This is a genomic window from Kitasatospora sp. NPDC034023 (assembly GCF_055575795.1).
The window spans coordinates 9,576-36,575 of record NZ_JBVIRY010000047.1; the positions used below are offsets into that span (position 1 = coordinate 9,576).

3 protein-coding genes are annotated in these 27,000 nt (G+C 73.4%); all 3 read left to right on the forward strand.

The window, feature by feature from the left end; genetic code table 11:
- The first annotated feature begins 6 nt into the window (after positions 1–6).
- The 3 genes from ACZ52R_RS38500 to ACZ52R_RS38510 are packed head-to-tail and all read left to right on the forward strand — an operon-like array spanning position 7 to position 26,965.
- Positions 7–23,553 (forward strand): SDR family NAD(P)-dependent oxidoreductase, encoded by a 23,547-nt coding sequence (locus ACZ52R_RS38500; RefSeq protein ID WP_465755062.1) that lies wholly within the window; start codon positions 7–9, stop codon positions 23,551–23,553.
- Positions 23,550–25,802 carry a cytochrome P450 gene (locus ACZ52R_RS38505; RefSeq protein ID WP_465665603.1) on the forward strand — a complete coding sequence of 751 codons (2,253 nt, stop codon included), beginning with the start codon at positions 23,550–23,552 and terminating at the stop codon, positions 25,800–25,802. Before ACZ52R_RS38500 ends, ACZ52R_RS38505 begins: the two co-directional genes overlap by 4 nt.
- On the forward strand, positions 25,802–26,965 hold the full coding sequence (locus ACZ52R_RS38510; protein WP_465755063.1) for a macrolide family glycosyltransferase: 1,164 nt from the start codon (positions 25,802–25,804) through the stop codon (positions 26,963–26,965). Before ACZ52R_RS38505 ends, ACZ52R_RS38510 begins: the two co-directional genes overlap by 1 nt.
- Positions 26,966–27,000: the final 35 nt, after the last annotated feature.

The window sequence follows — 27,000 nt, forward strand, 5'->3', positions numbered from 1 at the left end:
GATGTGATGCGCTTCCCCCTGGATTCGGACGCTGATCGTGTCGCTGTCATCGGAATGGCGGGCAGGTTGCCGAAAGCCCCGGATCCGGAGGCGTTCTGGCGACTGCTGTGCGACGGGGCCGACGCGATCACCGCGCCGCCCGTGGGCCGGCAGGGCGTACGGCACGGCGGCTACCTGGACCGGGTGGACGGCTTCGACGCGGCGTTCTTCGGTGTGTCCCCCCGTGAGGCCGTCGGCATGGACCCGCAGCAGCGGCTCATGCTCGAACTCGCCTGGGAGGCCCTGGAGGACGCCCGGATCGTGCCGAGCACGCTGACGGGCGGCCCGACGGGGGTGTTCGTCGGCTCGATGTGGGAGGACTACACGTCCCTGGCCTACCCCGGTCACATCACGCCGCACACGCTGACCGGCACCAACCGGGGCGTCATCGCCAACCGTGTCTCGCACTTCCTCGGTGTGCGCGGACCGAGCATGACGGTCGACACGGCCCAGTCGTCGGCGCTGGTCGCGGTGCATCTGGCGGTCGAGAGCCTGCGCCGCGGCGAGTCGGCGCTCGCCCTGGCCGGCGGGGTGAACCTCAACCTGACCGCCGCCCGCGAGGAGGGAGCAGCGGAGTTCGGCGGCCTGTCCCCGGACGACCGCTGCTTCACCTTCGACGCCCGGGCCAACGGCTTCGTCCGCGGCGAGGGCGGCGCCTTCCTCGTCCTGAAACCGCTGGACCGGGCCCTGGCCGACGGGGACCGCGTCTACGGTGTCATCCGGGGCAGCGCGGTCAACAACGACGGCGCCACACAGAGCCTGACCGTGCCCAGCGCGCAGGCCCAGGAACAGGTCATCCGCGAAGCACTGGCCCGCGCCGGCGTGCGTCCCGCGGATGTGCAGTACGTGGAGCTGCACGGCACCGGCACCGCTGTCGGCGACCCCATCGAGGCCGCCGCCCTCGCGGCGGCCTACCGCGACCCGGCCGAGTCCGGCGACGCCGACAGCGCCCTGCGGGTCGGATCCGCCAAGACGAACGTCGGCCACCTGGAAGGCGCCGCGGGCATCGTCGGTCTGCTCAAGGCTGTCCTCAGCGTGTACCACCGCGCACTGCCGCCGAGCCTGAACTACGAAACCCCCAACCCCGGCATCCCTCTCAACGCACTGGCGCTGCGGGTCCAGACCGCTCTGACCCCCTGGCCGCGGCCGGACGCGCCCCTGCTCGTCGGCGTGTCGTCGTTCGGCATGGGCGGCACCAACGCGCACGTGATCGTCGAGCAGGCGCCCGATGCGGCCGCGCCGCCGGCCCGGCGGCCCGCTCCCGAGGCCCGGCCGGCGCCGTGGATCGTCACGGCGCGGACCAAGCAGGCGCTACGAGCGCAGATCGAGCGCCTGCGCGAACACGTGCGCAGCCACCCGGACCTGACCGGCGCCGAGGTCGCGCACGCGCTGGCCACCACCAGAACCCGCTTCGCGCACCGCGCGGTCCTGCTCGACTCCGCCCAGGTCGCCGCCGATCGGGCCAGAACCCATGGCCGTACCGTCTTCGTGTTCCCCGGCCAGGGCGCGCAGTGGGTCGGCATGGGCCGGGAGCTGTACGCCGCGTACCCCGTCTTCCGGGCCGCCATGGACGAGTGCGCCCAGGCCCTGGCCCCGTACACCGACTGGTCCCTGGCCGATGTCCTGGACGGCGCCCCGCTCGACCGCGTGGACATCGTGCAGCCCGCCCTGTTCGCGGTGATGGTGTCCCTGGCGGAACTGTGGCGCTCCTTCGGTGTCGAGCCCGACGCGGTGGTCGGGCACTCGCAGGGCGAGATCGCCGCGGCATACGTCGCGGGCGCGCTGTCGCTGTCCGACGCGGCCCGGATCGTGGCACTGCGCAGCCGCGCGCTGGTGGCGCTGACCGGCCGGGGCGGCATGGTGTCCGTGGCCCTGTCCGCCGAGCGGGCCGAGGACTACGTGTCGCGCTGGGGCGGCGCGCTGACGGTCGCCGTGGTCAATGCCACCGGCTCGGTCGTGGTGTCCGGCGACACGCGGGCCCTGTCCGAACTGGTCGAGTCCTGCGCGGCGGACGGTGTCCGCGCACGCGTCGTCCCGGTGGACTACGCCTCCCATTCCGCGCACGTCGAGGCGATCCGTGAGCGGCTGCACACCGAACTGGACGGTGTGCGGCCGCGGCAGGGCACCATTGCGTACTACTCCGCGGTCACCGGCGGCGTCCTCGACGACACCACGGAGCTCGACGCCGGCTACTGGTACCGCAACTTGCGCGAGCCGGTCCGCTTCGACCTGGCCACCGCCGCACTGCTGGCGGACGGGCACGACGTCGTGGTCGAGGTCAGCCCGCACCCGGTGCTGCTGCCCGCCATCGAACAGATCCTGGAACAGGCCCGCGAGCGGACCGGCGTGCCCGGCGTCGCCACCGGCACGCTGGGCCGTGACCGGGGCGGGCCGGACGTCTTCCTGACCGCGCTGTCCCGGCTGTTCGTGGCCGGCGTGCCGGTGGACTGGTCCCCGGCCGTCGCCGAGGCCGCACCGGTCGACCTGCCCACGTACGCCTTCCAACGTCGTTCGTACTGGCTGCCCGAAGCGACAGCCGGGCAGAGCGGACGGACCCCGGCCGGCCCGGGGACGCACGCAGCGGAGACCGCCGCGCCCGGCCGGCCGGACGGCGGCCCGGAGACCGGGGACACCGGGGCGGGCGGTACGGACACGGGCGGCCCCGAGTCGGGCGACACGGTCGACGCGGCCGCCGTGGTCACCGCGCAGATCGCGCTCGTGCTGGGCCACGAGAACCCCGCAGACATCGATCCCGCGCTCACCTTCAAGGACCTCGGCTTTGACTCGGTCACCGGGCTCGAACTGCGCAACCGCCTGGCCGGCGCCCTGGATCGGCAACTCCCCTCCGGTCTCGTCTTCGACCACCCGACGCCCGCGGAGCTGATCGACTGGCTGCGCACCGGCCCCGGCGACCGGCTGGCCCCCGCCGCCCAGGCCGCCCACGACGACCCGGTCGTCATCGTGGGGATGGGCTGCCGCTTCCCCGGCGGGGTGGCCTCGCCGGACGACCTGTGGCGGCTCGTCGCGGAGGGCGTGGACGCGATCGGCGACTTCCCGGACGACCGCGGCTGGGACCTGGGCGGCCTGTACGACCCGGAACTGCGCGGCGCGGGCACCACGTACATCACCCGGGGCGGGTTCCTGGAGGCGGTGGCCGGCTTCGACGCTCCGTTCTTCGGCATCTCGCCCCGCGAGGCGCTCGCCATGGACCCGCAGCAGCGGCTCGTGCTGGAGACGGCCTGGGAGACCTTCGAGCACGCCGGGATCGACCCGGCCTCGCTGCGCGGCAGCCACACCGGCGTGTTCACCGGCGTCTGGTCGTCCGGCTACGCGACCGGGCCGGGCCTGCCGGAGGACCTGGAGGGTTACCTGTTCACCGGCGTTGCGACCAGCGTCACGTCCGGCCGGGTCGCCTACCACCTCGGGCTGCGCGGTCCGGCGCTGTCCGTGGACACCGCCTGCTCGTCGTCCCTGGTCGCCGTCCACCTGGCCGCCCAGGCCCTGCGCGCGGGCGAGTGCTCGCTGGCGCTCGCCGGCGGTGTCACGATCATGGCGACACCGCTGGGCTTCACCGAGTTCTCCCGCCAGCACGGCCTCGCGGCGGACGGCCGCAGCAAGCCCTTCGCCGCCGCGGCCGACGGCACCAGCTGGGCCGAGGGCGCCGGCTTGGTGCTGCTGGAACGTCTGTCGGACGCCCGCCGCAACGGCCACCGGGTGCTGGCGGTCGTCGCGGGAAGCGCGGTGAACCAGGACGGCGCGTCCAACGGCCTGACCGCGCCCAACGGCCCCTCCCAGGAACGCGTCATCCGTCAGGCGTTGGCGAACGCCGGGTTGGAGGCGTCCGAGGTGGACGCGGTCGAGGCGCACGGTACCGGCACCACTCTCGGCGATCCCATCGAGGCCCACGCCCTGCTGGCCGCCTACGGCCGGGACCGGGACGAGCCGTTGTGGCTGGGGTCGGTGAAGTCGAACATCGGCCACACCCAGGCCGCCGCCGGCATCGCGGGCCTGATCAAGATGGTCATGGCGATGCGGCACGGCGAACTGCCGCGAACCCTGCACATAGACGCCCCCTCCCCGCACGTCGACTGGGCCTCCGGCGGCGTCCGGCTGCTCACCGAGGCCCGGCCGTGGCCGGAGCACGAGCACCCGCGCCGCGCCGGCATCTCGGCCTTCGGCATCAGCGGCACCAACGCCCACCTGATCATCGAGCAGTCCTCCGACCCGGACCCCGGCCACCTTCCCGAACCCGCCGGCCGGGCCGCCCCCACCGCCTGGCTGCTGTCCGCGAAGACCGATGCCGCGCTGCGCGCCCAGGCCGAGCGGCTGCACGCGTACGCGACCGCCCACCCCGACGTCCCGGCCGCCGCGATCAGCCGCGCACTGGCCGCCCGCACCCGGTTCGAGCACCGGGCCGCGGTGGTCGGCGCCGAGCGGGACGACCTGCTGTCCGGCCTGGCCGCGCTCCCGCCGGGACTGCCGGGACTGCCGGGCCTGCAGGCCCGTACCGGCGGGACCGTGTTCGTCTTCCCCGGACAGGGGGCGCAGTGGGCGGGCATGGGCCATGACCTGTACGAGCAGTCCGAGGTCTTCCGCGCCGGCATCGACGCCTGCGCCGCCGCCCTGGCCCCGTACACCGACTGGTCGCTGGTCGACGAACTGCGCCACGGCTCGCTGGACCGCGTCGACGTGGTGCAGCCGGCCCTGTTCGCCGTCATGGTGGCGCTGGCCGACCTGTGGCGGTCCTACGGCGTGCAGCCGGACGCCGTGGTCGGCCACTCCCAGGCGGAGATCGCCGCCGCGTACGTCGCCGGCGCGCTGTCGCTGCGGGACGCCGCCAAGGTCGTGGCGCTACGGTCCAGGGCACTGGCCGTCATCGCCGACCGGGGCGGCATGGTGTCCCTCGCGCTGTCCGTCGAACAGGCTGCCGGCTACCTGGCCCGCTGGGGCGAGCGGCTGACGACCGCCGTGGTGAACGGACCTGCGGCGGTCGTGGTGTCCGGCGGCCTCGACGTGCTGGACGAACTGCTGACGGCCTGCGAGGCCGACGGCATCCGCGCCCGCCGCCTGCCCGTCGACTACGCCGCCCACTCCGCGCAGGTCGAGGCGATCCGCGAGCAACTGCTCACCGAACTGGCCGACATCACCCCCCACTCGGCGGCGATCCCGTTCTACTCCACGGTCACCGGCGAGCCGCTCGACACCTCTGCCCTCGACGCCGGCTACTGGTACCGCAACCTCCGCGAACCCGTACGGTTCGACCTGGCCACCGCCCGGCTCACCGCCGACGACCACGACCTGTTCCTGGAGGTCAGCCCGCACCCGGTGCTGGTGCCCGCGCTGGACGTCGCCGCCACCGGAACACTGCGCCGCGATCACGGCGGCCTCACCGAGTTCCTCGCCGCGGCGGGACGCCTCTACGCCGCCGGAGCCGACGTCGACTGGATTCCGGTCCTGCCCCGCACCGCACCCAGGGCGGACCTGCCCACGTACGCCTTCCAGCGCGAGCCCTACTGGGTGACCGCGACCCCGCCGGTGCCCCGTGACGACTGGCGGTACGAGGTGGCATGGGCGCCGACGAGCGGAACCGCGGCCCCGGTGGACCCGGCTCGCTGGCTCGTCCTGGCCACGACCGGGCACCCGTGGGCCGAGGCCCTGCGCGAACGGGGCTTCGCGGTGGCCGACACCTGGGACGTGGCCGACACCGGGGACGCCCGGCCCGGGCCGGACGGTGTGCTGTCGCTGCTGGCGCTGGACGACGAGCCGCACCCCGACCACCCGGTGCTCCCGGCGGGCCTGGTCCGCACCCTGGATCTGGTCCGCCCCCTGGACCCGGCGCGGACACCGGCCGTCCCGCTGTGGTGCGCGACCAGCGGCGCCGTGAGCACCTCGGGCACCGACCCGGTCACCAGCCCGGCCCAGGCCCTGGCGTGGGGCACCGGCGCGTCCGCGGCGCTGGAGTTCCCGCACGGCTGGGGCGGCCTGGTCGACCTTCCCGCCGTGCCCGACGAGGAGAGCGTGAACGCGCTGCTCGTCGTGCTCGCCGGCACGGGCGAGGACCAGGTGGCGATCCGCGGCACCCGGCGCTTCGCCAAGCGGCTGCGCCGCAAGGCCTCATCGGGCCCGGCCGCGCGGCCCTGGCGGCCGCGGGGCACGGTGCTGGTCACCGGCGGCACCGGCGCGCTCGGCGGACATGTGGCCCGCCGCCTCGCGCGGCAGGGCGCGGAGCACATCGTGCTGGCCGCCCGCCGCGGCCCCGACGCACCCGGCGCGGCCGGCCTGCGCGACGAACTGGAGGCAGCCGGGGCGCGGGTGACCGTGGCGGCGTGCGACGTGGCCGACCGGGACGCCCTGCGGGACCTCGTCGAGCGCGTCGGCGACATCCGCGCGGTCTTCCACACCGCCGGCGTGATCAGGGCGACCAGGCTGGCCGACACGACACCGGCGGAGTTCGCCGAGGTCATCATGGCCAAGGTCGCCGGGGCGGCGAACCTGGCGGAACTCCTGCCGGACCTCGACGCCTTCGTCCTGTTCTCCTCCACCGCAGGCGTGTGGGGCGACGGCCACGGCGCGGCCTACGCCGCCGGCAACGCCTTCCTCGACGCCCTGGCCGCACAGCACCGCGCCCAAGGCCGCGCCACGACCTCCGTCGCGTGGGGCATCTGGGCCGAAGGCGGCATGGCGGCCCTGGAGTCCGTGCAGCGCCAGCGCACCCTGCTCGGCCTCGGCGAACTGGACCCGGGCCGGGCACTCGACGCGCTGCAGGACGTCCTCGACCACGACGAGGCCCTCGCGGTCGTGACCTCGGCCGACTGGGCACAGTTCGCCCGCGCCTACACCCACGCGCGGCCGAGCCGGCTGCTGCGGGACCTGCCCGAGGCCCACAGCCGGCCGCAGGCCCCCCGACCCGCGCCCCCCGCCGGCGGCACCGACCTGCTGGAGCTGATCACCACCCACGTCGCCGGGGTGCTGGGACACGCCACCCCCGAGCGGCTCGACCCCCGGCAGGCGTTCAAGGACCTGGGCTTCGATTCACTGACCGCGGTGGAACTGCGCAATCGCCTGACCGCCGCGCTCGGGGTGAAACTGCCCGCCACCCTCGTCTTCGACCACCCCACCCCGGCACGGCTGGCCGCCCACCTGTCCGGCGAGTCCGGCCAGCAGGACGCGCCGCACGCCCCGGCCGCGACGGACGAGCCGATCGCAGTCATCGGCATGGGCTGCCGCTACCCCGGAGGCGTCGGCACCCCGGAGGACCTGTGGCGGCTGGTCGCGGACGGCGTGGACGCGGTCGGCGACTTCCCCGCCGACCGGGGATGGGACATCGACCGCCTGTACGACCCGACGGGAAGCCGGCCCCGCACGTCGAGCACGTCCCAGGGCGGCTTCCTCGACGCCGCCGGCGACTTCGACGCGGCGTTCTTCGGGATATCGCCCCGCGAGGCGCTCGCCATGGACCCGCAGCAGCGCATCCTGCTGGAGACCGCGTGGGAGACCATCGAGTACGCCGGCATCGACCCGACCACGCTGGAGGGCACACCCACCGGCGTGTTCACCGGCATCTGGTCCACCGGCTACGCCGCCGGGCCGGTCCCCGACGACCTGGAGGGCTACCAGGTCACCGGCACCGCGTCGAGCGTGGGGTCCGGCCGGCTGGCGTACCAGCTGGGCCTGCTCGGCCCGGCACTGTCCCTGGACACCGGCTGCTCGTCGTCCCTGGTGGCCCTGCACCTGGCCGCGCAGGCCCTGCGCTCGGGAGAATGCTCCTTCGCCCTGGCCGGCGGCGTCACCGTCAACGCGGCACCCACGCTGTTCACCGAGATGTCCCGGCAGGGGGCGAGCGCGCCCGACGGCCGCAGCAAGTCCTTCGCCGCCGCGGCCGACGGGGCGGGCTGGGCCGAGGGCGCCGGCCTGCTGCTGCTGGAACGCCTGTCCGATGCCCGCCGCAACGGCCACGAGGTGCTGGCGGTCGTCCGAGGCTCGGCCACCAACCAGGACGGCGCGTCCAATGGGTTGACCGCGCCGAATGGTCCGTCGCAGGAGCGGGTGATCCGTCAGGCGTTGGCGAATGCCGGGTTGGAGGCGTCCGAGGTGGACGCGGTCGAGGCCCACGGCACCGGCACCACTCTCGGCGATCCCATCGAGGCTCAGGCACTCCTGGCGACCTACGGCCGGGACCGGGACGAGCCGTTGTGGCTGGGGTCGGTCAAGTCGAACATCGGCCACACCCAGGCGGCGGCCGGCGTCGCGGGCCTGATCAAGATGGTCATGGCGATGCGGCACGGCGAACTGCCGCGAACCCTTCACGTGGACGCGCCCACCCCGCACGTCGACTGGGCCTGCGGCCAGGTCCGCCTGCTCACCGAACCGGTCGCCTGGCCCGGGACCGGGCGGCCACGGCGAGCCGCCGTCTCCGCCTTCGGCATCAGCGGCACCAACGCCCACGTCATTATCGAGCAGAGCATCCTCGAACAGCCCGCCGAGGCCGACTCCGCCGCACCCTCTCCCCGGGGCCGCGCGGACGACCAGGTCCTCTGGCCGCTGTCGGCCAGGTCCGAGGCGGCGTTGCGGGAGCAGGCGCGCCGGCTGGGTGCCTTCACCGCGGTACGTCCCGAGGTGGGCCCGGCGGCGGTCGGGGGCGCTCTGGCTGCCCGCACCGTGTTCGAGCACCGGGCCGTGGTGGTGGGCGCTGCCGCGGCCCTGGACGCCCTGGCGGAGGGGCGGTCGGCGCCGGGTCTGGTCACCGGGACCGCCCGTTCGCTGGGTCGTTCGGTGTTCGTGTTTCCGGGGCAGGGTGCGCAGTGGGTGGGTATGGGTGGGGAGTTGTACGGCTCGGAGGCGGTGTTCCGGGAGGCGATCGATGCGTGTGATGTGGCGTTGGCGCCGTACACGGATTGGTCGTTGGTGGAGGTGCTGGTCGGGGGTGGCTCGTTGGAGCGGGTGGATGTGGTGCAGCCGGCCCTGTTCGCGGTGATGGTGGCGCTGGCCGAGCTGTGGCGTGCTCATGGTGTGGAGCCTGATGCCGTGGTCGGGCATTCGCAGGGGGAGATCGCGGCGGCGTATGTGGTGGGGGCGTTGTCGTTGGACGACGCCGCCAAGGTGGTCGCCCTGCGCAGCAAGGCCCTGGTCGCCTTGGCCGGACACGGCGGCATGGTCTCGGTCGCGCTGTGCGCGGACGACGCCGCCGGCTACCTGAGCCCCTGGGGCGACCGGATCACCGTCGCGGTGGTCAACTCCGCCTCGACCGTCGTCGTGTCCGGCGAACCCGGGGCCCTGGACGAACTGCTGGCAGCCTGCGCCAGGGACGGCATACGCGCCCGCGCCATCCCCGTCGACTACGCGGCGCACTCGGCGCAGGTCGAGGCGATCCGCGAGCGGCTTCTGACCGACCTCGCGGACATCCGGCCCCGGCCTGCGGCGATTCCCTTCTACTCCACGGTCACCGCGGAACCGGTCGACACCTCCGCCCTCGACGCCGATTACTGGTACCGCAACCTCCGCGAACCCGTACGGTTCGACCTGGCCACCGCCCGGCTCACCGCCGACGGCCACGAGGTGTTCGTGGAAGTCAGCCCGCACCCGGTGCTGGTGCAGGACCTGGACGGCGTGGCGACCGGCACCCTGCGCCGCGACCACGGCGCCATCGGGGAATTCCACACCGCCCTGGCCCGCCTCCACGTCCAGGGCGTCGCCGTGACCTGGCCGCACGACCGCCCGCACGGCGTCAGGCTGCCGCGCTACGCCTTCCAGCGCAGCACCTACTGGCTCACCCCCGCGGCCGGCGACCACGGCACCCGGCACCCGCTGGCGGGCACCACGGTCGAATTGCCCGACGGGAGCACCGTGCACAGCGGCCGCGTCTCCACCCGCACCCACCCCTGGCTGGCCGACCACGCCGTCGACGGCACGGTCCTGCTGCCGGGCACCGCCTTCCTCGAACTCGCAACCCTGGCCGGCGGGACCCTTGACGACCTCGTCCTGCACCTGCCCCTCGCGCTCTCGGACACACCCACGGACATCCAGGTCTCGGTCGGCGCCCCGGACGACGCCGGCCGCAGCCCGGTCACCGTGCACTCCAAGGGCGGCGACGGCTGGGTCCGCCACGCGTCCGGAACTCTCGGCGGCCAGGTGACGGCCGGACGCCTCGACTGGCCCACGAGGAACGCCGAACCCGTGGACCCTGAAGGGTTCTACGACTTCCTCGCCGGACTCGGATACCAGTACGGACCCGCGTTCCGGGGCGTGCGGGAGTTGTGGCAGGGCGAGGACGAACTGTACGCCGAGGTGTCCGTCCCCGACGGCGCCGGCTTCGGCATCCACCCCGCGCTCCTGGACGCCGCACTCCAGCCGCTGATCCTGCTCAGCCCCGACACCCGGGTCCGGCTGCCGTTCTCCTTCTCCGGCGTCGCCGTGCACACCACCGGTGTGTCGTCCGCCCGGGTCCACCTGGCCCGCACGGGCACCGACACCTACCGCGCGACACTGACCGACCTGTCCGGCAACCCGGTCGCGGACATCACCGCGCTGACCGTCCGGCCGGCCGCCGAGGCCCGGGCCGCGGTGCTGCACACCCAGTGGGTGCCCCTCACCGCGAGCACACCGACCGAGGTGGTGCCGAGCCCGGTACTCACCGCGGAAGCCGACGCGGACTCCGTGCACGGCCTCGTCCAGCGGGCCCGCGCGCTCGTCCAGGACTTCCTGGCCGAGCAGCCGGAGCGGGCGGCCGCACGCCTGGCCGTCCTGACCCGCGGCGTGGCCGGCGCGGCCGTACGCGGCCTGGTCCGCAGCGCCGCCGCCGAGCACCCCGGCCGGTTCGTCCTGGTCGACATGGGCGACGCGTCCGAGGAGGACGCGGTCCGGGCCGCCATGACAGCCGGCGACGAACCCGAACTGGCCCTGCGCCGGGAAGGCGTCCTCGTGCCACGGCAGGCCAGGTACGCGCCGGAACCGACCGCCCCCGACGGCGCGTACCGGCTGAGCGAGTCCGGCACCGGGCAACTGGACGACCTGGCCCTGCTGCCCTGGCAAGAGGCCGCGCTGGAACCCGGACAGGTCCGGGTCGCCGTACACGCGGCCGGCCTGAACTTCCGCGACGTGCTCATCGCCCTCGGCATGTACCCGGACCGGCCCCCGTTGGGCGGCGAAGGGGCCGGCACCGTCCTCGAGGTCGGCCCCGGCGTCACGGCCTGGCGGCCCGGCGACCGCGTCATGGGAATGATGCCCGGCGCCTTCGGGTCGCGCGCGGTCGCCGACCACCGGCTCCTGACGGCGATCCCCGACGGCTGGAGCTCCGCCGAGGCGGCGTCGGTGCCCGTCGCGTTCACCACCGCCTGGTACGGGCTGTTCGACCTCGGCGAACTGCGCCCCGGCGACCGGGTCCTGGTCCACTCCGGCGCGGGCGGTGTGGGCATGGCCGCCATCCGGTTGGCCCTGAACAGCGGCGCGGAGGTCTTCGCCACCGCGAGCCCCGCCAAGTGGGACACCCTGCGGCGCCTCGGACTGCCGGACGACCACATCGGTTCGTCCCGCGACACCCGGTTCGCCGACCGGTTCCCGGCCATGGACGTCGTCCTCAACTCGCTCGCGGGAGAACTCACCGACGCCTCACTGCGGTTGCTGGCCGACGGCGGACGGTTCGTCGAGCTGGGCAAGACGGACGTCCGCTCACCCGAGGGCCTGACCTACCGGGCCTTCGACCTCAACGACGTCGACCCCGCGCGGCAGGGCGACATCCTCTCCAGGGTCGTGGCGATGGTCGCCGACGGGACGCTGGAGCCGCTGCCGGTCACCGCCGCGGACCTCCGCCAGGCCGTCGACTCCTTCCGGCTGATGAGCCAGGCCCGCCACACCGGCAAGATCGTCCTCACCGTCCCCCAGCCGATCGACCCTGACGGCACCGTGCTGATCACCGGCGGCACCGGCACCCTCGGCCAGGCCGTCGCCCGGCACCTGGTGTCCCGCTACGGGGTACGGCACCTGCTGCTCGTCAGCCGCGGCGGCGGCGCGGTGCCGCACCTGGAGGCTCAAGGGGACGTCGACGTGCGGGTCGTGGCCTGTGACGTCGCGGACCGGGACGCGCTGGCGGCCGTACTGGACTCGATCCCGGCCGAGCATCCGCTCACCGCCGTCGTCCACGCGGCCGGCGTGCTCGACGACACCGTTGTGGAACGGCTGACCGCAGAGCAGCTCGACCGGGTGCTGCGTCCCAAGGTCGACGGCGCCTGGCACCTGCACGAGCTGACCCGCGAGCACGACCTCGCCGCCTTCGTGCTGTTCTCCGCGGCCGCGGGTGTACTCGGCAACGCCGGCCAGGCCGGCTACGCGGCCGCGAACTCCTACCTCGACGCGTTCGCCGCACACCGGCAGACCCTCGGACTGCCCGCCGTGTCGATGGCCTGGGGCTACTGGGAGCAGGAGAGCGGCATGACCGCCCACCTCACCGCGGCCGACCGCCAACGCCTCGCCCGCAAGGGCATCCGCCCCATCAGCGTCGAACGCGCCCTGGCCATGTTCGACACCGCGCTGGCTGCCGGACGTCCCGCGCTGACCACGGCCGACATCTCGATGCCGCAGACCCTGCCGACGTCAAAGGCCCCCGCGTCGGACCTGCTGTCCCTGGTCGCCGCCCACACCGCCACCGTCCTCGGCCACTCCGACGCCGCCGCGATCACCCCCGGACTCGCCTTCCGCGACCTCGGCTTCGATTCCCTGACCTCCGTCGAACTGCGCAACCGCCTCGCCGGCGCCACCGGCCTGCGGCTGCCCGCGACCCTCGTCTTCGACCACCCCACCCCCGCCGACCTCGCCGACCACCTCACGGCCGAACTCTCCGGTGCGGATGTGGTGCCGGTGTCGGTGGTGCCGGTGGTGTCGGTGGGTGATGGGGCTGATCCGGTGGTGATCGTGGGTATGGGGTGCCGGTTGCCGGGTGGGGTGGGGTCGCCGGAGGAGCTGTGGGGCCTGGTGTCGGGTGGGGTGGATGCGGTCGGGGCGTTTCCGGGTGATCGCGGGTGGGACGTTGAGGGGTTGTTCCATCCGGATGCGGATCATCCCGGGACGTCGTATACGCGGTCTGGTGGTTTTCTCGCGGACGCGGCGGGGTTCGATGCCGATTTCTTCGGGATTTCGCCGCGTGAGGCGCTGGCGATGGACCCGCAGCAGCGGGTGTTGCTGGAGACCGCGTGGGAGACGTTCGAGGATGCGGGGATCGATCCGACGTCGTTGCGGGGCAGCCAGACGGGCGTGTTCACCGGCGTCTGGTCCTCCGGCTACGTCGGCAGCCCCGACCAGGCACCGCCCGACACCGAGGGCTACCTCGCCACCGGCATCTCGCCGAGCATCACCTCCGGCCGGGTCTCCTACCTGCTGGGCCTCCAGGGCCAGGCCGTGTCCGTCGACTCCGCCTGCTCCTCGTCACTGATGGCGATCCACCTCGCCGCGCAGGCACTGCGCTCGGGGGAGTGCACACTCGCCCTGGCCGGCGGGGTGACCGTGAGCGTGACCCCCCTGCAGTTCACGGAGTTCTCCCGCCAGCGTGCCCTGGCCCCTGACGGCCGGTGCAAGCCCTTCTCGTCGACGGCTGACGGTACGGCGTGGGGTGAGGGCGCGGGGTTGGTGCTGCTGGAGCGGTTGTCGGACGCCCGTCGCAACGGCCATCAGGTGCTGGCGGTGGTGCGGGGTTCGGCGGTCAATCAGGACGGGGCGTCCAATGGGCTGACCGCGCCCAACGGCCACTCCCAGGAACGCGTCATCCGTCAGGCGTTGGCGAATGCCGGGTTGGAGGCGTCCGAGGTGGACGTGGTGGAGGCGCACGGTACGGGGACGACGCTCGGTGATCCCATCGAGGCGCAGGCGCTGCTGGCGACCTACGGCCGGGACCGGGTGGAGCCGTTGTGGCTGGGGTCGGTGAAGTCGAACATCGGGCACACCCAGGCGGCGGCCGGCGTGGCTGGTGTGATCAAGATGGTCATGGCGATGCGGCACGCCGAACTGCCGCCGACGCTGCACGTCCAGGAGCCCACGCCGCATGTCGAGTGGGACACCGGTGACATCCGGCTGCTGACCGAGGCCCGGCCGTGGCCGGAGACGGGGCGTCCCCGCCGCGCGGGCATCTCGGCGTTCGGGGCCAGCGGCACCAACGCCCACGTCGTCATCGAACAGTTCCCGGAGGAAACCCCCGGACAACCCGTCGCGGACGACTCCGTGGAGCCCACGGTGTGGCTGCTGTCCGGCAAGACGGACGATGCCCTCCGCGCCCAGGCCCGACGGCTCGCGGACCACATCACCGCTCACCCCGGACTCCGGCCGGCCGCGATCGGCCGGGCCCTCGCCACCACCCGCACCATGCTCGCCCACCGGGCGGCCCTGGTGGGCAGCACCCGGACCGACCTGATGGCGGAACTGGCCGCCCTCGCCGACGGAGACCCCCGCGTCATCACGGGTGTGGCCGGTTCGCTGGGTCGTTCGGTGTTCGTGTTTCCGGGGCAGGGTGCGCAGTGGGTGGGTATGGGTGGGGAGTTGTACGGCTCGGAGGCGGTGTTCCGGGAGGCGATCGATGCGTGTGATGTGGCGTTGGCGCCGTACACGGATTGGTCGTTGGTGGAGGTGCTGGTCGGCGGTGGCTCGTTGGAGCGGGTGGATGTGGTGCAGCCGGCTCTGTTCGCGGTGATGGTGGCGCTGGCCGAGCTGTGGCGTGCTCATGGTGTGGAGCCTGATGCCGTTGTCGGGCATTCGCAAGGGGAGATCGCGGCGGCGTATGTGGTGGGGGCGTTGTCGTTGGACGACGCCGCCAAGGTGGTGGCGTTACGGAGCAAGGCCCTGGTCGCTCTGGCGGACCAGGGTGGGATGGTGTCGGTCGGCCTCGGGCATGAGCAGGCCGCCGAGTTCGTGGCCCGCTGGGACGGCCGGCTGACGGTGGCGGTGGTCAATGCCCCCGGTTCGGTCGTCGTGTCGGGTGATCCGGACGCGCTGGACGAGTTGCCGGCGGCCTGTGAGGCCGACGGCATCCGCGCCCGTCGCCTGCCCGTCAACTACGCCGCCCACTCCGTCCAGGTCGAGGCGATCCGCGAGCAACTGCTCACCGACCTCGCCGGCATCACACCGCGCCCGGCGGTGATCCCGTTCTACTCGACGGTGACCGGCGAGGAGATCGACACCTCCGCCCTCGACGCCGACTACTGGTACCGCAACCTCCGCGAACCCGTACGCTTCGACCTCGCCGTCGAGACCCTTACGCAGGACCGGCACGGCGTGTTCGTGGAGGTCAGCCCGCACCCCGTACTGGTGCCGGTGATGGACGGCGTTGTGACCGGCACGCTGCGCCGCGGCAGCGGCAGGCAGGAATTCCACCTCGCCCTGGCGCGCCTGCACACGCAAGGCATGGCCGTCGACTGGACTCCGGTCTTCCCCGGCGAGCCCCACCACGTCCCACTGCCGACGTACGCTTTCCAGCACCGGCCGTACTGGTTGACCCCCGTCGCCGCGAAGGGCGACGTGTCGGCGGCGGGGCTGGACTCGGCCGGGCACCCGCTGCTCGGGGCCGTCGTCGAACTGGCCGGGGACCAGAGCGTCCTGCTCACGGGGCGGCTCTCGACGGCCACCCGGCCATGGCTGGCCGACCACGTCGTCCTGGGCTCCGTGCTTCTGCCCGGCACCGTGTTCGTCGAACTCGCCATGCACGCCGGACGCCAGGCCGGCTGCGACGTCCTGGACGAACTGGTGCTGGAAGCTCCCATGATCCTGCCGGACGACGGTTCCGTGCCGGTCCAGGTCGTCGTCGGCGCACCGGACGAGACGGGCCGACGTCCCGTCACCGTGCACTCCCGGACGGGCGGCACCTGGCTGCGGCACGCGACCGGCATGCTGGCGACCGGCGACCGCCCCCACCCGTACGACACCGGCGAGCCCTGGCAGCCGGCCGGTGAGCCCGTCGACCTGACCGACTTCTACGACACCCTCGCCGCCCAGGGCTACGAGTACGGGCCGGTGTTCGCGGGCGTACGCGAGATCCGGCGGCAGGGCGACGAGCTCTATGCCGAGGTGGCGCTGCCCACCGACACCCGTGACCGCTTCGGTCTCCACCCCGCGCTGCTCGACGCCGCACTCCAGCCGCTGACCCTGCTGGCGGCCGGCCGCCTGCCGTTCTCCTTCGCCGGGGTGTCGATGCGGAAAGCCGGCTCCACGGCCCGGGTCCGCCTCACACCCACCGGCCCCGACACCTTCCGGGTCGCGCTCGCCGACGAATCCGGGCCGCTGGCGGTGATCGACGCGCTGACCGTGCGCCACCGGCCGCCGGGCATACCGGGCGCCGGGGCCAACCAGCTCTTCCGCCTCGACTGGGTGCCCGTCGAGAGCACCGGCGAACCCCCGGCCGTCCACCACGTGACGCCCCCGGCGGGAGACCCCGTGGCCGCCGCGCACACCGTCGCCGCCGAGACGCTGGGCGTGCTCCAGGACTTCCTGCGCGACGGGGACGGCCGGCTGGCCGTCGTGACCCGTGGGGCGGTCGGGCCGGACCCCGTCGACCTGCCGTCCAGCGTCGTCTGGGGCCTGGTCCGCGCGGCCCAGGCGGAACACCCCGACCGCTTCGTGCTCGTCGACACCGACGACCGCGTCCTCGTCGCGGGGGACGAACCGCAGCTCGTCGTCCGCGACGGCGCCGCCCACGCCGCCCGCCTGGTACGGGCCGAAGCGGCCCCGGCACCCGGCCCGCTCGACCCGAACGGTACCGTGCTGATCACCGGAGGCACCGGAACACTGGGCCGCCTCGTCGCCCGGCACCTGCGCGACCGGCACGGCATCCGGCACCTGCTCCTGCTCAGCAGGACCGCGGCGGAGGTGGACTTCGACGCCGAGGTGGTGGCCTGCGACGCGGCCGACCGGGACGCGCTGGCGGCCGTACTGGACTCGATCCCGGCCGCGCACCCGCTGACCGCGGTCGTGCACGCGGCCGGCGTGCTCGACGACGGCGTCGTCGAATCCCTCACGCCCGGCCGGATCGACCAGGTACTGCGGCCCAAGGCCGACGCCGCCTGGCACCTGCACGAGCTGACGAAGGACCTCGGCCTGAGCGCGTTCGTGCTCTTCTCGTCCGCCGCCGGTGTGCTGGGCGGCCCGGGCCAGGCGAACTATGCCGCCGCGAACGCCTTCCTGGACGCCCTCGCCGTGCACCGGCGTGCCCTGGGTCTGCGGGGCGTGTCGCTGGCCTGGGGACAGTGGGCCGAGGCCAGCGGGCTGACCGAACACCTCACCGACACCGACCTCAAGCGCCTCGCCCGCACCGGCGTGCTGCCGATGCCCACGGACCAGGCGCTGGCACTGTTCGACCTGGCCCTGGGCGCCGCCGATCCCGTGCTGGTCCCCGCACACCTCGACCTGTCGGCGGCGTCCACCCGCCCCCTGCTCAGCCGCCTCACCCGTACCAGGCCCGCCCGGCGCACGGACCGGCCGACCCTGGGCAGGGAACTGGCGGCCCTGCCCGAGGCCGAGCAGCACAGCCGCGTCCTGGAACTGGTCACCGGCCAGACGGCCGTGGTCCTCGGCCACACCGACACCTCGGCCGTCAGCGCCGAGCGGGCCTTCAAGGACCTGGGCTTCGACTCGCTCACCGCGGTGGAACTGCGCAACCGCCTGTCCGCGGCCGCCGGGGTACGGCTGCGCGCGACGATGGTCTTCGACTACCCGACCCCCGACGCGCTGGCCGGCCACCTGCGGGACGTCCTGGTCGGCGCCCGGCGCCAGGCCCCTGCCTCACCCGTGCCGGTCGGTGTTCCGGTGTCGGATGATCCGGTGGTGGTGGTGGGGTTGGGGGCCCGTTATCCGGGTGGCGTGGGGTCGGCGCGGGAGTTGTGGGATTTGGTGGCGGGTGGGGTGGACGCGGTGGGGGAGTTCCCATCGGATCGTGGGTGGGATGTGGGTCGCATCTATGATCCGGCCGGTGGTCCGGGGACGTCGTACACGCGGTCGGGTGGTTTTCTGGGGGATGCGGGTGGCTTCGATGCCGCGTTCTTCGGGATTTCGCCGCGTGAGGCGTTGGCGATGGATCCGCAGCAGCGGGTGCTGCTGGAGACGGTGTGGGAGACGTTCGAGGACGCGGGGATCGATCCGACGTCGTTGCGGGGCAGTCAGACGGGCGTCTTCACCGGCATCTGGTCCTCGGGCTATGGAGCCGGGGCACAGCCGCCCGACCTGGAGGGCTACCTCTCGACGGGCACGGCGACGAGTGTGACCTCGGGGCGGGTGTCGTATCTGCTGGGGCTGGAGGGTCCGGCGTTGTCGGTGGACACGGCGTGTTCGTCGTCGCTGGTGGCGATCCATCTGGCGGCGCAGGCGCTGCGCTCGGGGGAGTGCTCACTGGCCCTGGCCGGTGGTGTGACGGTCATGGCGACACCGGCGGGGTTCGTCGAGTTCTCCCGCCAGCGGGGGCTTGCGGCCGACGGCAGGGTGAAGGCGTTTGCCGAGGCTGCCGATGGTACGGCGTGGGGTGAGGGCGCGGGGTTGGTGCTGCTGGAGCGGTTGTCGGACGCCCGTCGCCATGGCCATCAGGTGCTGGCGGTGGTGCGGGGTTCGGCGGTGAATCAGGACGGGGCGTCCAATGGGTTGACCGCGCCGAATGGTCCGTCGCAGGAGCGGGTGATCCGGCAGGCGTTGGCGAACGCCGGGTTGGAGGCGTCCGAGGTGGACGTGGTGGAGGCGCACGGTACGGGGACGACGCTCGGTGATCCCATCGAGGCGCAGGCGCTGCTGGCGGCGTACGGCCGGGACCGGGTGGAGCCGTTGTGGCTGGGGTCGGTGAAGTCGAACATCGGGCACACGCAGGCGGCGGCCGGCGTGGCTGGTGTGATCAAGATGGTGATGGCGATGCGGCACGGGCAGTTGCCGCCGACGCTGCATGTCGACGCGCCGACTTCCCACGTCGACTGGGAGTCCGGAAACATCCGGCTGCTCACCGAGGCCCGGCCCTGGCCCGACAACGGCCACCTGCGTCGCGCGGGCATCTCGGCGTTCGGCATCAGCGGCACCAACGCCCACGTGATCCTGGAGGCACCGGCCCCGGACCCGGCCGAGAAGACGTCGCCCGAGTCCCCCGCCCACGATCCCGTTTCGGATCCCGGGTCCCCTGCCGCTTCCGCGCCCACGCCCACGCCCGCGGTGCCGGTGCCGTGGCTGCTGTCGGCGAAGTCGGACGCGGCCCTGCGCGACCAGGCCCGTAGGCTGCGCGGGTTCCTCGCCGAGCACCCCGAGGTCACACCGGCCGAGGTGGCCGCGGACCTGGCCGCGCGGGCCCGGTTTCCGCACCGCGCTGTGCTGACGGACCCGGCCGGGCTGGACGCGCTGATCGGCGGAGAACCCGGAATCGTCACGGGCACTGCCTCCCCGGGTAGGTCGGCGTTTGTGTTCTCTGGTCAGGGTGGTCAGTGGGCGGGGATGGGGCGGGGTTTGTACCGGGTGTTCCCGGTGTTTGCGCGGGTGTTGGACGAGGTGTGTGGGTTGTTGGGGTTGCCGGTGGGGGTGTTGTTCGAGGACGGGGAGGGGGTGTTGGGGGAGACGCTGTTCACGCAGGGCGGGGTGTTCGCGCTGGAGGTGGCGCTGTTCCGGCTGGTGGAGTCGTTGGGTGTGCGGCCGGATTTCGTGGTGGGGCACTCGGTGGGTGAGGTGGCGGCGGCTCATGTGGCGGGGGTGTTGGGCCTGGAGGACGCGTGTGTGCTGGTGGGGGCGCGGGGTCGGTTGATGCAGGGGTTGGCCGGTGGTGGGGCGATGGTGTCGCTCCAGGCGTCGGTGGGGGAGGTGGAGGGGTCGCTGGTGCCGGGTGTTGAGGTGGCGGCGGTCAACGGGGTGGATGTGGTGGTGGTGTCGGGGGACGAGGCCGCGGTGGAAGAGGTGGGTGAGGTGTGGCGCGGGCGTGGGCGCCGGGTGCGGCGGTTGGCGGTCAGTCACGCGTTCCATTCGGCGTGGATGGATCCGGTGCTGGAGGAACTGGGCCGGGTGGCGGCGGGTTTGTCGTTCGGTGAGCCGGTGATCCCGGTGGTCTCCACGGTGGCCGGGCATCCGGTGGATATGGGGGAGCCCGGGTATTGGGTGCGGCAGGTGCGGGAGGCGGTCCGGTTCGCTGATGCCGTGGAGTGGCTGGCGGGTCAGGGTGTGAGGGGGTTCGTGGAGGTGGGTCCGCATCCGTTGCTGGTGGGGAACGGGTTGATGCGGCGTGGTGGTGATTCTCCGGAGCGGTTGTTCGCGGGGCTGGGGCGGTTGTGGGTGGATGGTTCCGTGCGCTGGACGCCGCCCGCGGCCACGACGGCGGGGACGTCGGGCGTGCGTGTGCCTTCGTACGCTTTCCAGCACCAGCACTACTGGCTCCAGCCCACCACCCCGTCGGAGGGCCTCGACACGCCCGACCACCCGCTGCTGCGGTCCCTGGTGAAGCTCCCCGACGGGCAGGGCGTGGTGCTGACCGGGAAGCTCTCCGCGTCCGTTCACCCGTGGCTGGCCGAGCACACCGTGCTCGGTTCGACGCTGCTGCCCGCGATGGCGTTCGTGGACATGGCCGTCCACGCCGGCGAGCACACGGCCAGCCCCGTACTGTCCGAGCTGGTCCTGGAGGCGCCGCTCGTGCTGTCCGAGCGCGACGGTGTGCACGTGCAGGTCACCGTCGGCGCACCCGACGACACCGGACGCCGGCTCGTCACCGTCCACTCCCGCACCTCCGCCGAGCCCGACGAGTGGACCCGCCACGCGACCGGCGTGCTCAGTCCGCCGGCGGACCGGGCGACAGGGGCCGACCGGACGGCTGTGCCCGGGGCGGACGACAGCGAGGCCGCGCCGATCGACATCGGCTCGCTCTACGACCGGCTCACCGAAGCCGGCTACGACTACGGGCCGACCTTCCAGGGGCTCACCGGCATCCGGCGGCACGGCGAGGACCTGCACGCCGAGGTGAGCTTCCCGGCGGACCCCGCGCAGCTCACCGGTTACCGCGTCCACCCCGCGCTCCTGGACGCCGCCATACAGCCGCTGACCCTGCTCGCCGGCCTCGCGGCCGAGGACGGTGGCGCCGGCGGCAGCCCGGCGCGGATGCCCTTCTCGTTCTCCGGTGTGTCGGTCACCGGGTCGGCCGCGACGGTCCGCGTGGTGCTGCACCCGACCGGGCCGGACACCTACGCGGTGCGGATCACCGACACCGCCGGGATGCCGGTCGTGAGCATCGACGAGATCGTCCTGCGGCCCGTCGAAGCGGCGGGTCACGGGTCCGGGCGCCGGCCGAACACGCTGTTCGCCGTTGACTGGACCCCGATGGCGGCACCGGACGGCCCGTACACCGAGACGGTCCTCCACGAGGTCGTCGGCGAGGGCGGACCGGTCGCGGCCGCCCACGCGGTGACCCGGGAACTACTCGGCAGGGTCCGGGAGTTCCTGGCCACCGACACGCCCGCCCGGCTCGTGGTCCTCACCGGCGACGACCTGGCCTCGGCCGCCGCCCGCGGCTTCCTGCGCAGCGCGCACAGCGAGAACCCTGGGCGGATCCTGACCGTCCGCCACGACGGCACGGCCGCCTCACGGCGGGCGATCCCCGCCGCGGTGCGCGCCGCCGTGAGCGACAGCGAGCCCGAGATCCAGTTGCGCGACGGAACCGCCCTCGTGCCGAGGCTGGTGAAGGCCGCCCCGGCCGGGCCCCTGGACGGCGTGCCCCTGGAAGGCACCGTGCTGATCACCGGCGGCACCGGCACCCTCGGCGTCCTGGTCGCCCGGCACCTGGTCGCGCGGCACGGTGCCCCGCACGTGGTGCTCGCCGGCCGCCGCGGCGTCGAGCCGCCCGGGCTCCGGCAGGAGCTGGGCGCCGCCCTCACCGTGGTCGCCTGCGACGCCGGTGACCGCGGGGCACTGAGGGATCTCGTCGCCTCGATCCCCGACCTGCGGGTCGTCGTGCACGCCGCCGGGGCCGTCGACGACGCCGTGGTGGGATCGATGACACCGGAGCAGATCGACACGGTGCTGCGCTCGAAGGCCGATGCCGCATGGCACCTGCACGAGGCCACCGAACACCTGGACCTGCGGGCGTTCGTGCTGTTCTCCTCGGCGTCCGGGGTGTTCGGCGCCCCCGGGCAGGCCAACTACGCCGCCGCGAACGCGTTCCTCGACGCGCTCGCCGAGCACCGGCACGCGCGCGGTCTGCCGGCCACCTCCCTGGCCTGGGGCCAGTGGGCCGAGTCCAGCGGAATCACCGGGAACCTGACCGAGGCCGACCACCGCCGGCTGGCGAGGACCGGGATGCTGCCGCTGGCCACCGAGCAGGCCCTCGACCTGTTCGACACCGCCCTGGCCGGCGAACGCCCGGCGCTGGTGCCGGTCCGCCTCGACCTCGCGGCGATCGACACCCCGCCCGCGCTGCTGCGCGGACTCGCCCGGCCGCGGCGCGCGCCGGCCCCGGCGGCCGGCCCCGGCGACCTGCGGGCCGGGCTCGAAGCCCTGCCCGAGCCCGAGCAGCGCGCCCTGCTGCTCGACCTGGTCGTCACGCGCAGCGCGAGCATCCTCGGGATGGCCCCCGGCGGGATCGACGACCCGCGTCAGCTGTTCCGCGACCACGGCGTCGACTCGCTGACCGCCATCGAGCTGCGCAACCAGCTCAACGCGGCCACCGGGCTCCAGCTCCCGGCGACCCTCGTCTTCGACTTCCCGACGCCCGAACAGCTCGTCAACCACCTCTACGGGCAGCTGTGCTCGCCGGAGAACCGGGTCGCCGGGCCGATGGAGCGCCTGCTGCGCAAGGCCGTCGACGTCGGCCGCGCGCAGGACGGCCTCGATCTGCTGGCCACGGTGTCCCGGCTGAGCCAGGCCACCGACGCACCCAAAACCGAGGTGGTCGCCCTCGCGACCGGCTTCCTCCAGCCGTCGCTGGTCTGCCTGCCGTCCGCGCTGGCGTCCAGCGGCATCGAGGAGTACGGGCGGTTCGCCGCGGCGCTGGAGGCCGCCCGCGATGTCACGGCGGTCACCCTGCCGGGCTTCGCCGGCGACCCGCTGCCCGCGGACTCCGACGTCCTGGTCCAGGCACTTGCCGAGGCCGCGTCGGCCGTCGCCGCGCCGGTGCTGGTCGGCCGTTCGGTGGGCGCGTGGCTGGCGCTGGCGACCGCCAGGGAACTGGAACGGCGGGGGGCCCGGCCCAGCGCCGTGGTGCTCATCGACGGCTACCCCGACGACCTGCCGGGTGTGCTCACCGGCATGCTCGACGCCGGCCACCAGGTCCAGCCGGTCGACGACGACCGGCTGGTGGCCATGGGCCGATACCTCGATCTGGCCGGCGCCCCGGAGCCCGTCACCGCGCCGGTGCTGCTGGTGGGCACCGGGGAGCGCTCGTGGCCCCGGCTGTCCAGCACCGTCCAGGAGGTGCTCACCGTCCCGGGCGACCACTTCACCGTACTGGAGGAGCACTCCGCGGCCACGGCGCTGGCCATCAGTACATGGCTCCTCGACTTCGACGGATACGGGGCGGGGCTGTCCGCACTCAGGGGAAAGGACCAAGCATGATCTGGGACAACGTCTACATCGGCGGAACGGGGCGGTACCTGCCGCCCCGCACGCCCGCGACGCAGGCAGTGCCGGACACCGAGACCATGCGGCGGCTGCTCGCGCTGTCGGACTTCGTGTCGTTCACCCGCTCCGACGACGTCACCGAGCACGCGATGGCCGTGCACGCGGCGATCGGAGCCCTGCGCGAGTCCGGCCTCAGCGGCGCCGACATCTCCATGGCCGCCTACGCCCAGATGGACCACCAGGACCACATGGCGTCCTCCTGCCACCTGCAGCGCGTGCTCGGCCTCGGCCACGCCCTCGTCTACGAGGTCGAGGCGACCAGCAACGGCGGCTCGGCCGCGCTGCAGTCCGCCGCCGCGCACCTGGTGGCCGACCCGGCCGCGACCGCGACCCTGGTCACGGCTACCGCCCGGTTCCTGCCGCCGCGGTGGGAACGGTGGCAGCCCACCGTCGGGATCTTCCTGGCCGACGGTGCGGTCGCGGCCGTGCTGAACCGCGAGGGCGGCCGGGCGCGGCTGGTCGCGACCGCCAACAGCTCCGCGACCCAGATGGAGGTCCTCGCCACCCCGACGATCCCGGACCCCGAGGGCCACCGGAACCGTACGCCGATCGAGGTCACCGGCCTGGCCCCGTATCTGACGCTGATGAGCGGGGCACTGGTCACCGCGGTCGAGCAGGCCGCCAAGGAGGGCGGCGTCAGCATCGCCGACATCACCAGGTTCGTCGTCACCGGTCTGGGCCTGGCCCAACTGGAGGTCGTCGTGCTGGAGCCGCTCGGCATCGACCTCGGCCGCACCACCTGGCCGATGCTGCGCGAGCTCGGCCACGTCGGGCCGTGCGACCAACTGCTCGGCATGGACCACCTGCTGCACGACGAGACCCTCAAGCCCGGCGACACCATCATGTCGATCGGCCTCGGCATGGGTTCGCGGTTCACCGCGACCCTGCTGGAGGTCACCGAGCCGCCCAAGCCCCGTACGACCACCATCCTCACCGAGCCGGTGCGCGCGCAGGCCCCGCCCGCCGACGCGTATGTCATCGACCCCTCGGGCGGCGACATCTTCGGCGAGGCCGCTGCCTTGCGCGAGCGCGGCCCGGCCACGCCCGTCGAACTGCCCGGTGGCGTGTCGGCCTGGGCCGTCACCGGGCACGACCTGGCGAAGAAGCTGCTGCTCGACCCGAAGGTCTCCAAGGACGCGAACAAGCACTGGCCCATGTGGCGCGACGGCGACATCCCGCCGGACTGGCCGCTGATCATGTGGGTCGCGATGCAGAACATGTTCACCGCCCACGGGGCCGACCACACCAGGCTGCGCAGCCTGGTGGCCAAGGCGTTCACCCCGCGCCGTATCGAAGCGATGCGGCCGCGCGTCGAGGAGATCACGGCCGGCCTGATCGCCGACCTGGCCGCGGTGCCGCCGGGGCAGACGGTCGACCTGCGCGCACGGTTCGCGTTCCCGCTGCCGATCCAGGTCATCACCGGATTGTTCGGGGTGACCGCGCAGACGGGCGCGGACCTGCGGCGGCTGGTGGACGCGGTGTTCAGCCTCGACGCGGACCCGGCGGGCGTGCAGGCCGCCTCTGGTGAGCTGTACATGCTGCTCAAGGAACTCGTGGCCGCCAAACGGCGCGACCCCGGCGACGACATGACCAGCGACCTGATCGCCGCGCAGGAGGCGGACGGCACACGACTGTCCGAACGGGAACTGCTGGACACCCTGCTGCTGACCATCTCCGCCGGCTTCGAGACGACAGTCAACCTGCTCGACCACGCCGTCCACGCGCTGGTCACGCACCCGTCTCAGCTCGCCCTGGTCCGGTCCGGGGCCAGCACGTGGGAGGACGTGGTGGACGAGACCCTGCGCTGGCAGGCGCCGGTGCCGAACCTGCCGCTGCGGTACGCCGTGGAGGACATCTCCGCGGACGGCGTGCAGATCCGCAAGGGCGAGGCGATCCTGCTGTCCTACGGCGCGGCCGGCCGCGACCCGGCGCAGCACGGGGCCGACGCGGAGGACTTCTCCGTCACCCGGCCGTCGCGGGCCGACCACCTCACCTTCGGGCACGGCGTGCACTACTGCCTCGGCAGCCCCCTGGCGAAGCTGGAGGCGACGACGGCGCTGTCCGCGCTGTTCTCCCGGTTCCCCCGGCTGCGGCTGGCCGTCCCGTCGTCCGAACTCGAGCCGCTGGGTTCCTTCTTCACCAACGGACACAAGACTCTGCCGGTCATCCTGGAGGAGAACTGATGGCCCATTTCGCCTTCGTGAGCGCGCCCGCGTCCGGGCATGTGAACCCGACCCTGCCGCTGGTCGAAGAGCTGGTCCGGCGCGGTCACCGGGTCAGCTACGCCACGGGACCGGCCACCATGGACGCCGCCTTTGCCGCCGGGGCGTCGCCGGTGACCCTGCCCTCGCAGCTGCCGCCCGACATGGCGGCGCGGGGCGAGTTCACGGCGGAACAGCTCGCCGTGACGATGGAGTACTACCTCGACGACGCGCGTGCCTCTTTCCCCGTCCTGGCCGAGCACTTCTCGGCCGACCCGCCGGACGCGGTGTGCTACGACTCGGTGACCTTCACCGGGAGGATGCTGGCGAACCTGCTCGAGGTGCGGGAGATCTCCCTGGTGCCGACCTTCGCGGAGAACGAGTCCTTCTCGGCGGCGCAGGTGTACTTACCGGCCGACTTCGACCACACCAACCCCCGGCTGGTGGCCGCGATTCAGGACATGGGGAAGTTCGCGCAGGGCCACACCTTCCTCGAGGACCCGAACCTGATGTTCGGCTACGTGGCCCCGACGAGCCTGGTGTTCATCCCCCGCGAGTTCCAGATGTCGGGGGATAGCTTCGACGAGCGCTTCCACTTCGTGGGGCCGTCGCTGAGCAGCCGGCAGAGCGCTGAGGAGTGGAGCCCCCGGTCGCAGGCCCCGGTACTGCTGATATCGCTGGGAACCGTCTTCAACGACCGGCCCGAGTTCTACCGGACCTGCATCGAGGCGTTCGGGGACAGCGACTGGCAGGTCGTCATGGCGGTGGGCGGGCTGGACCAGGAGTCGCTGGGCCCGATCCCGGCGAACGTCGAAGTGCACGCACACGTGCCGCAGGTGGCGGTGCTGCGACACACCGAGGTGTTCCTGAGCCACGCCGGGATGAACTCGGCGATGGAGTCTCTCTACCACGGGGTGCCCTTCGTGGCGGTGCCGCAGATTCCGGAACAGCGGGCGATCGCCCGGCGGGCGGAGGAGCTGCAGGTCGGCCGGACGCTCGCCGAGCCGACCGTGCAGGGCCTCTGCGACGCCGTCCAGGACGTCCGGTCCTGCCGCCCCAGGGCGGCGGCCCTGAGCCGGATCGTGCGCGGGGCGGGCGGCGCGTCACAGGGGGCGGACGTCTTGGAGAAGCTGCTGACGCGGTAGCGGCCGGACTCCACCGGGCAGTCCGCACCCGCACC

Bases quoted from the DNA above. Each gene is read 5' to 3' on its own strand.
- ACZ52R_RS38510 (WP_465755063.1), top strand. From the start codon at position 25,802: ATGGCCCATTTCGCCTTCGTGAGCGCGCCCGCGTCCGGGCATGTGAAC.
- ACZ52R_RS38500 (WP_465755062.1), top strand. From the start codon at position 7: ATGCGCTTCCCCCTGGATTCGGACGCTGATCGTGTCGCTGTCATCGGA.
- ACZ52R_RS38505 (WP_465665603.1), top strand. From the start codon at position 23,550: ATGATCTGGGACAACGTCTACATCGGCGGAACGGGGCGGTACCTGCCG.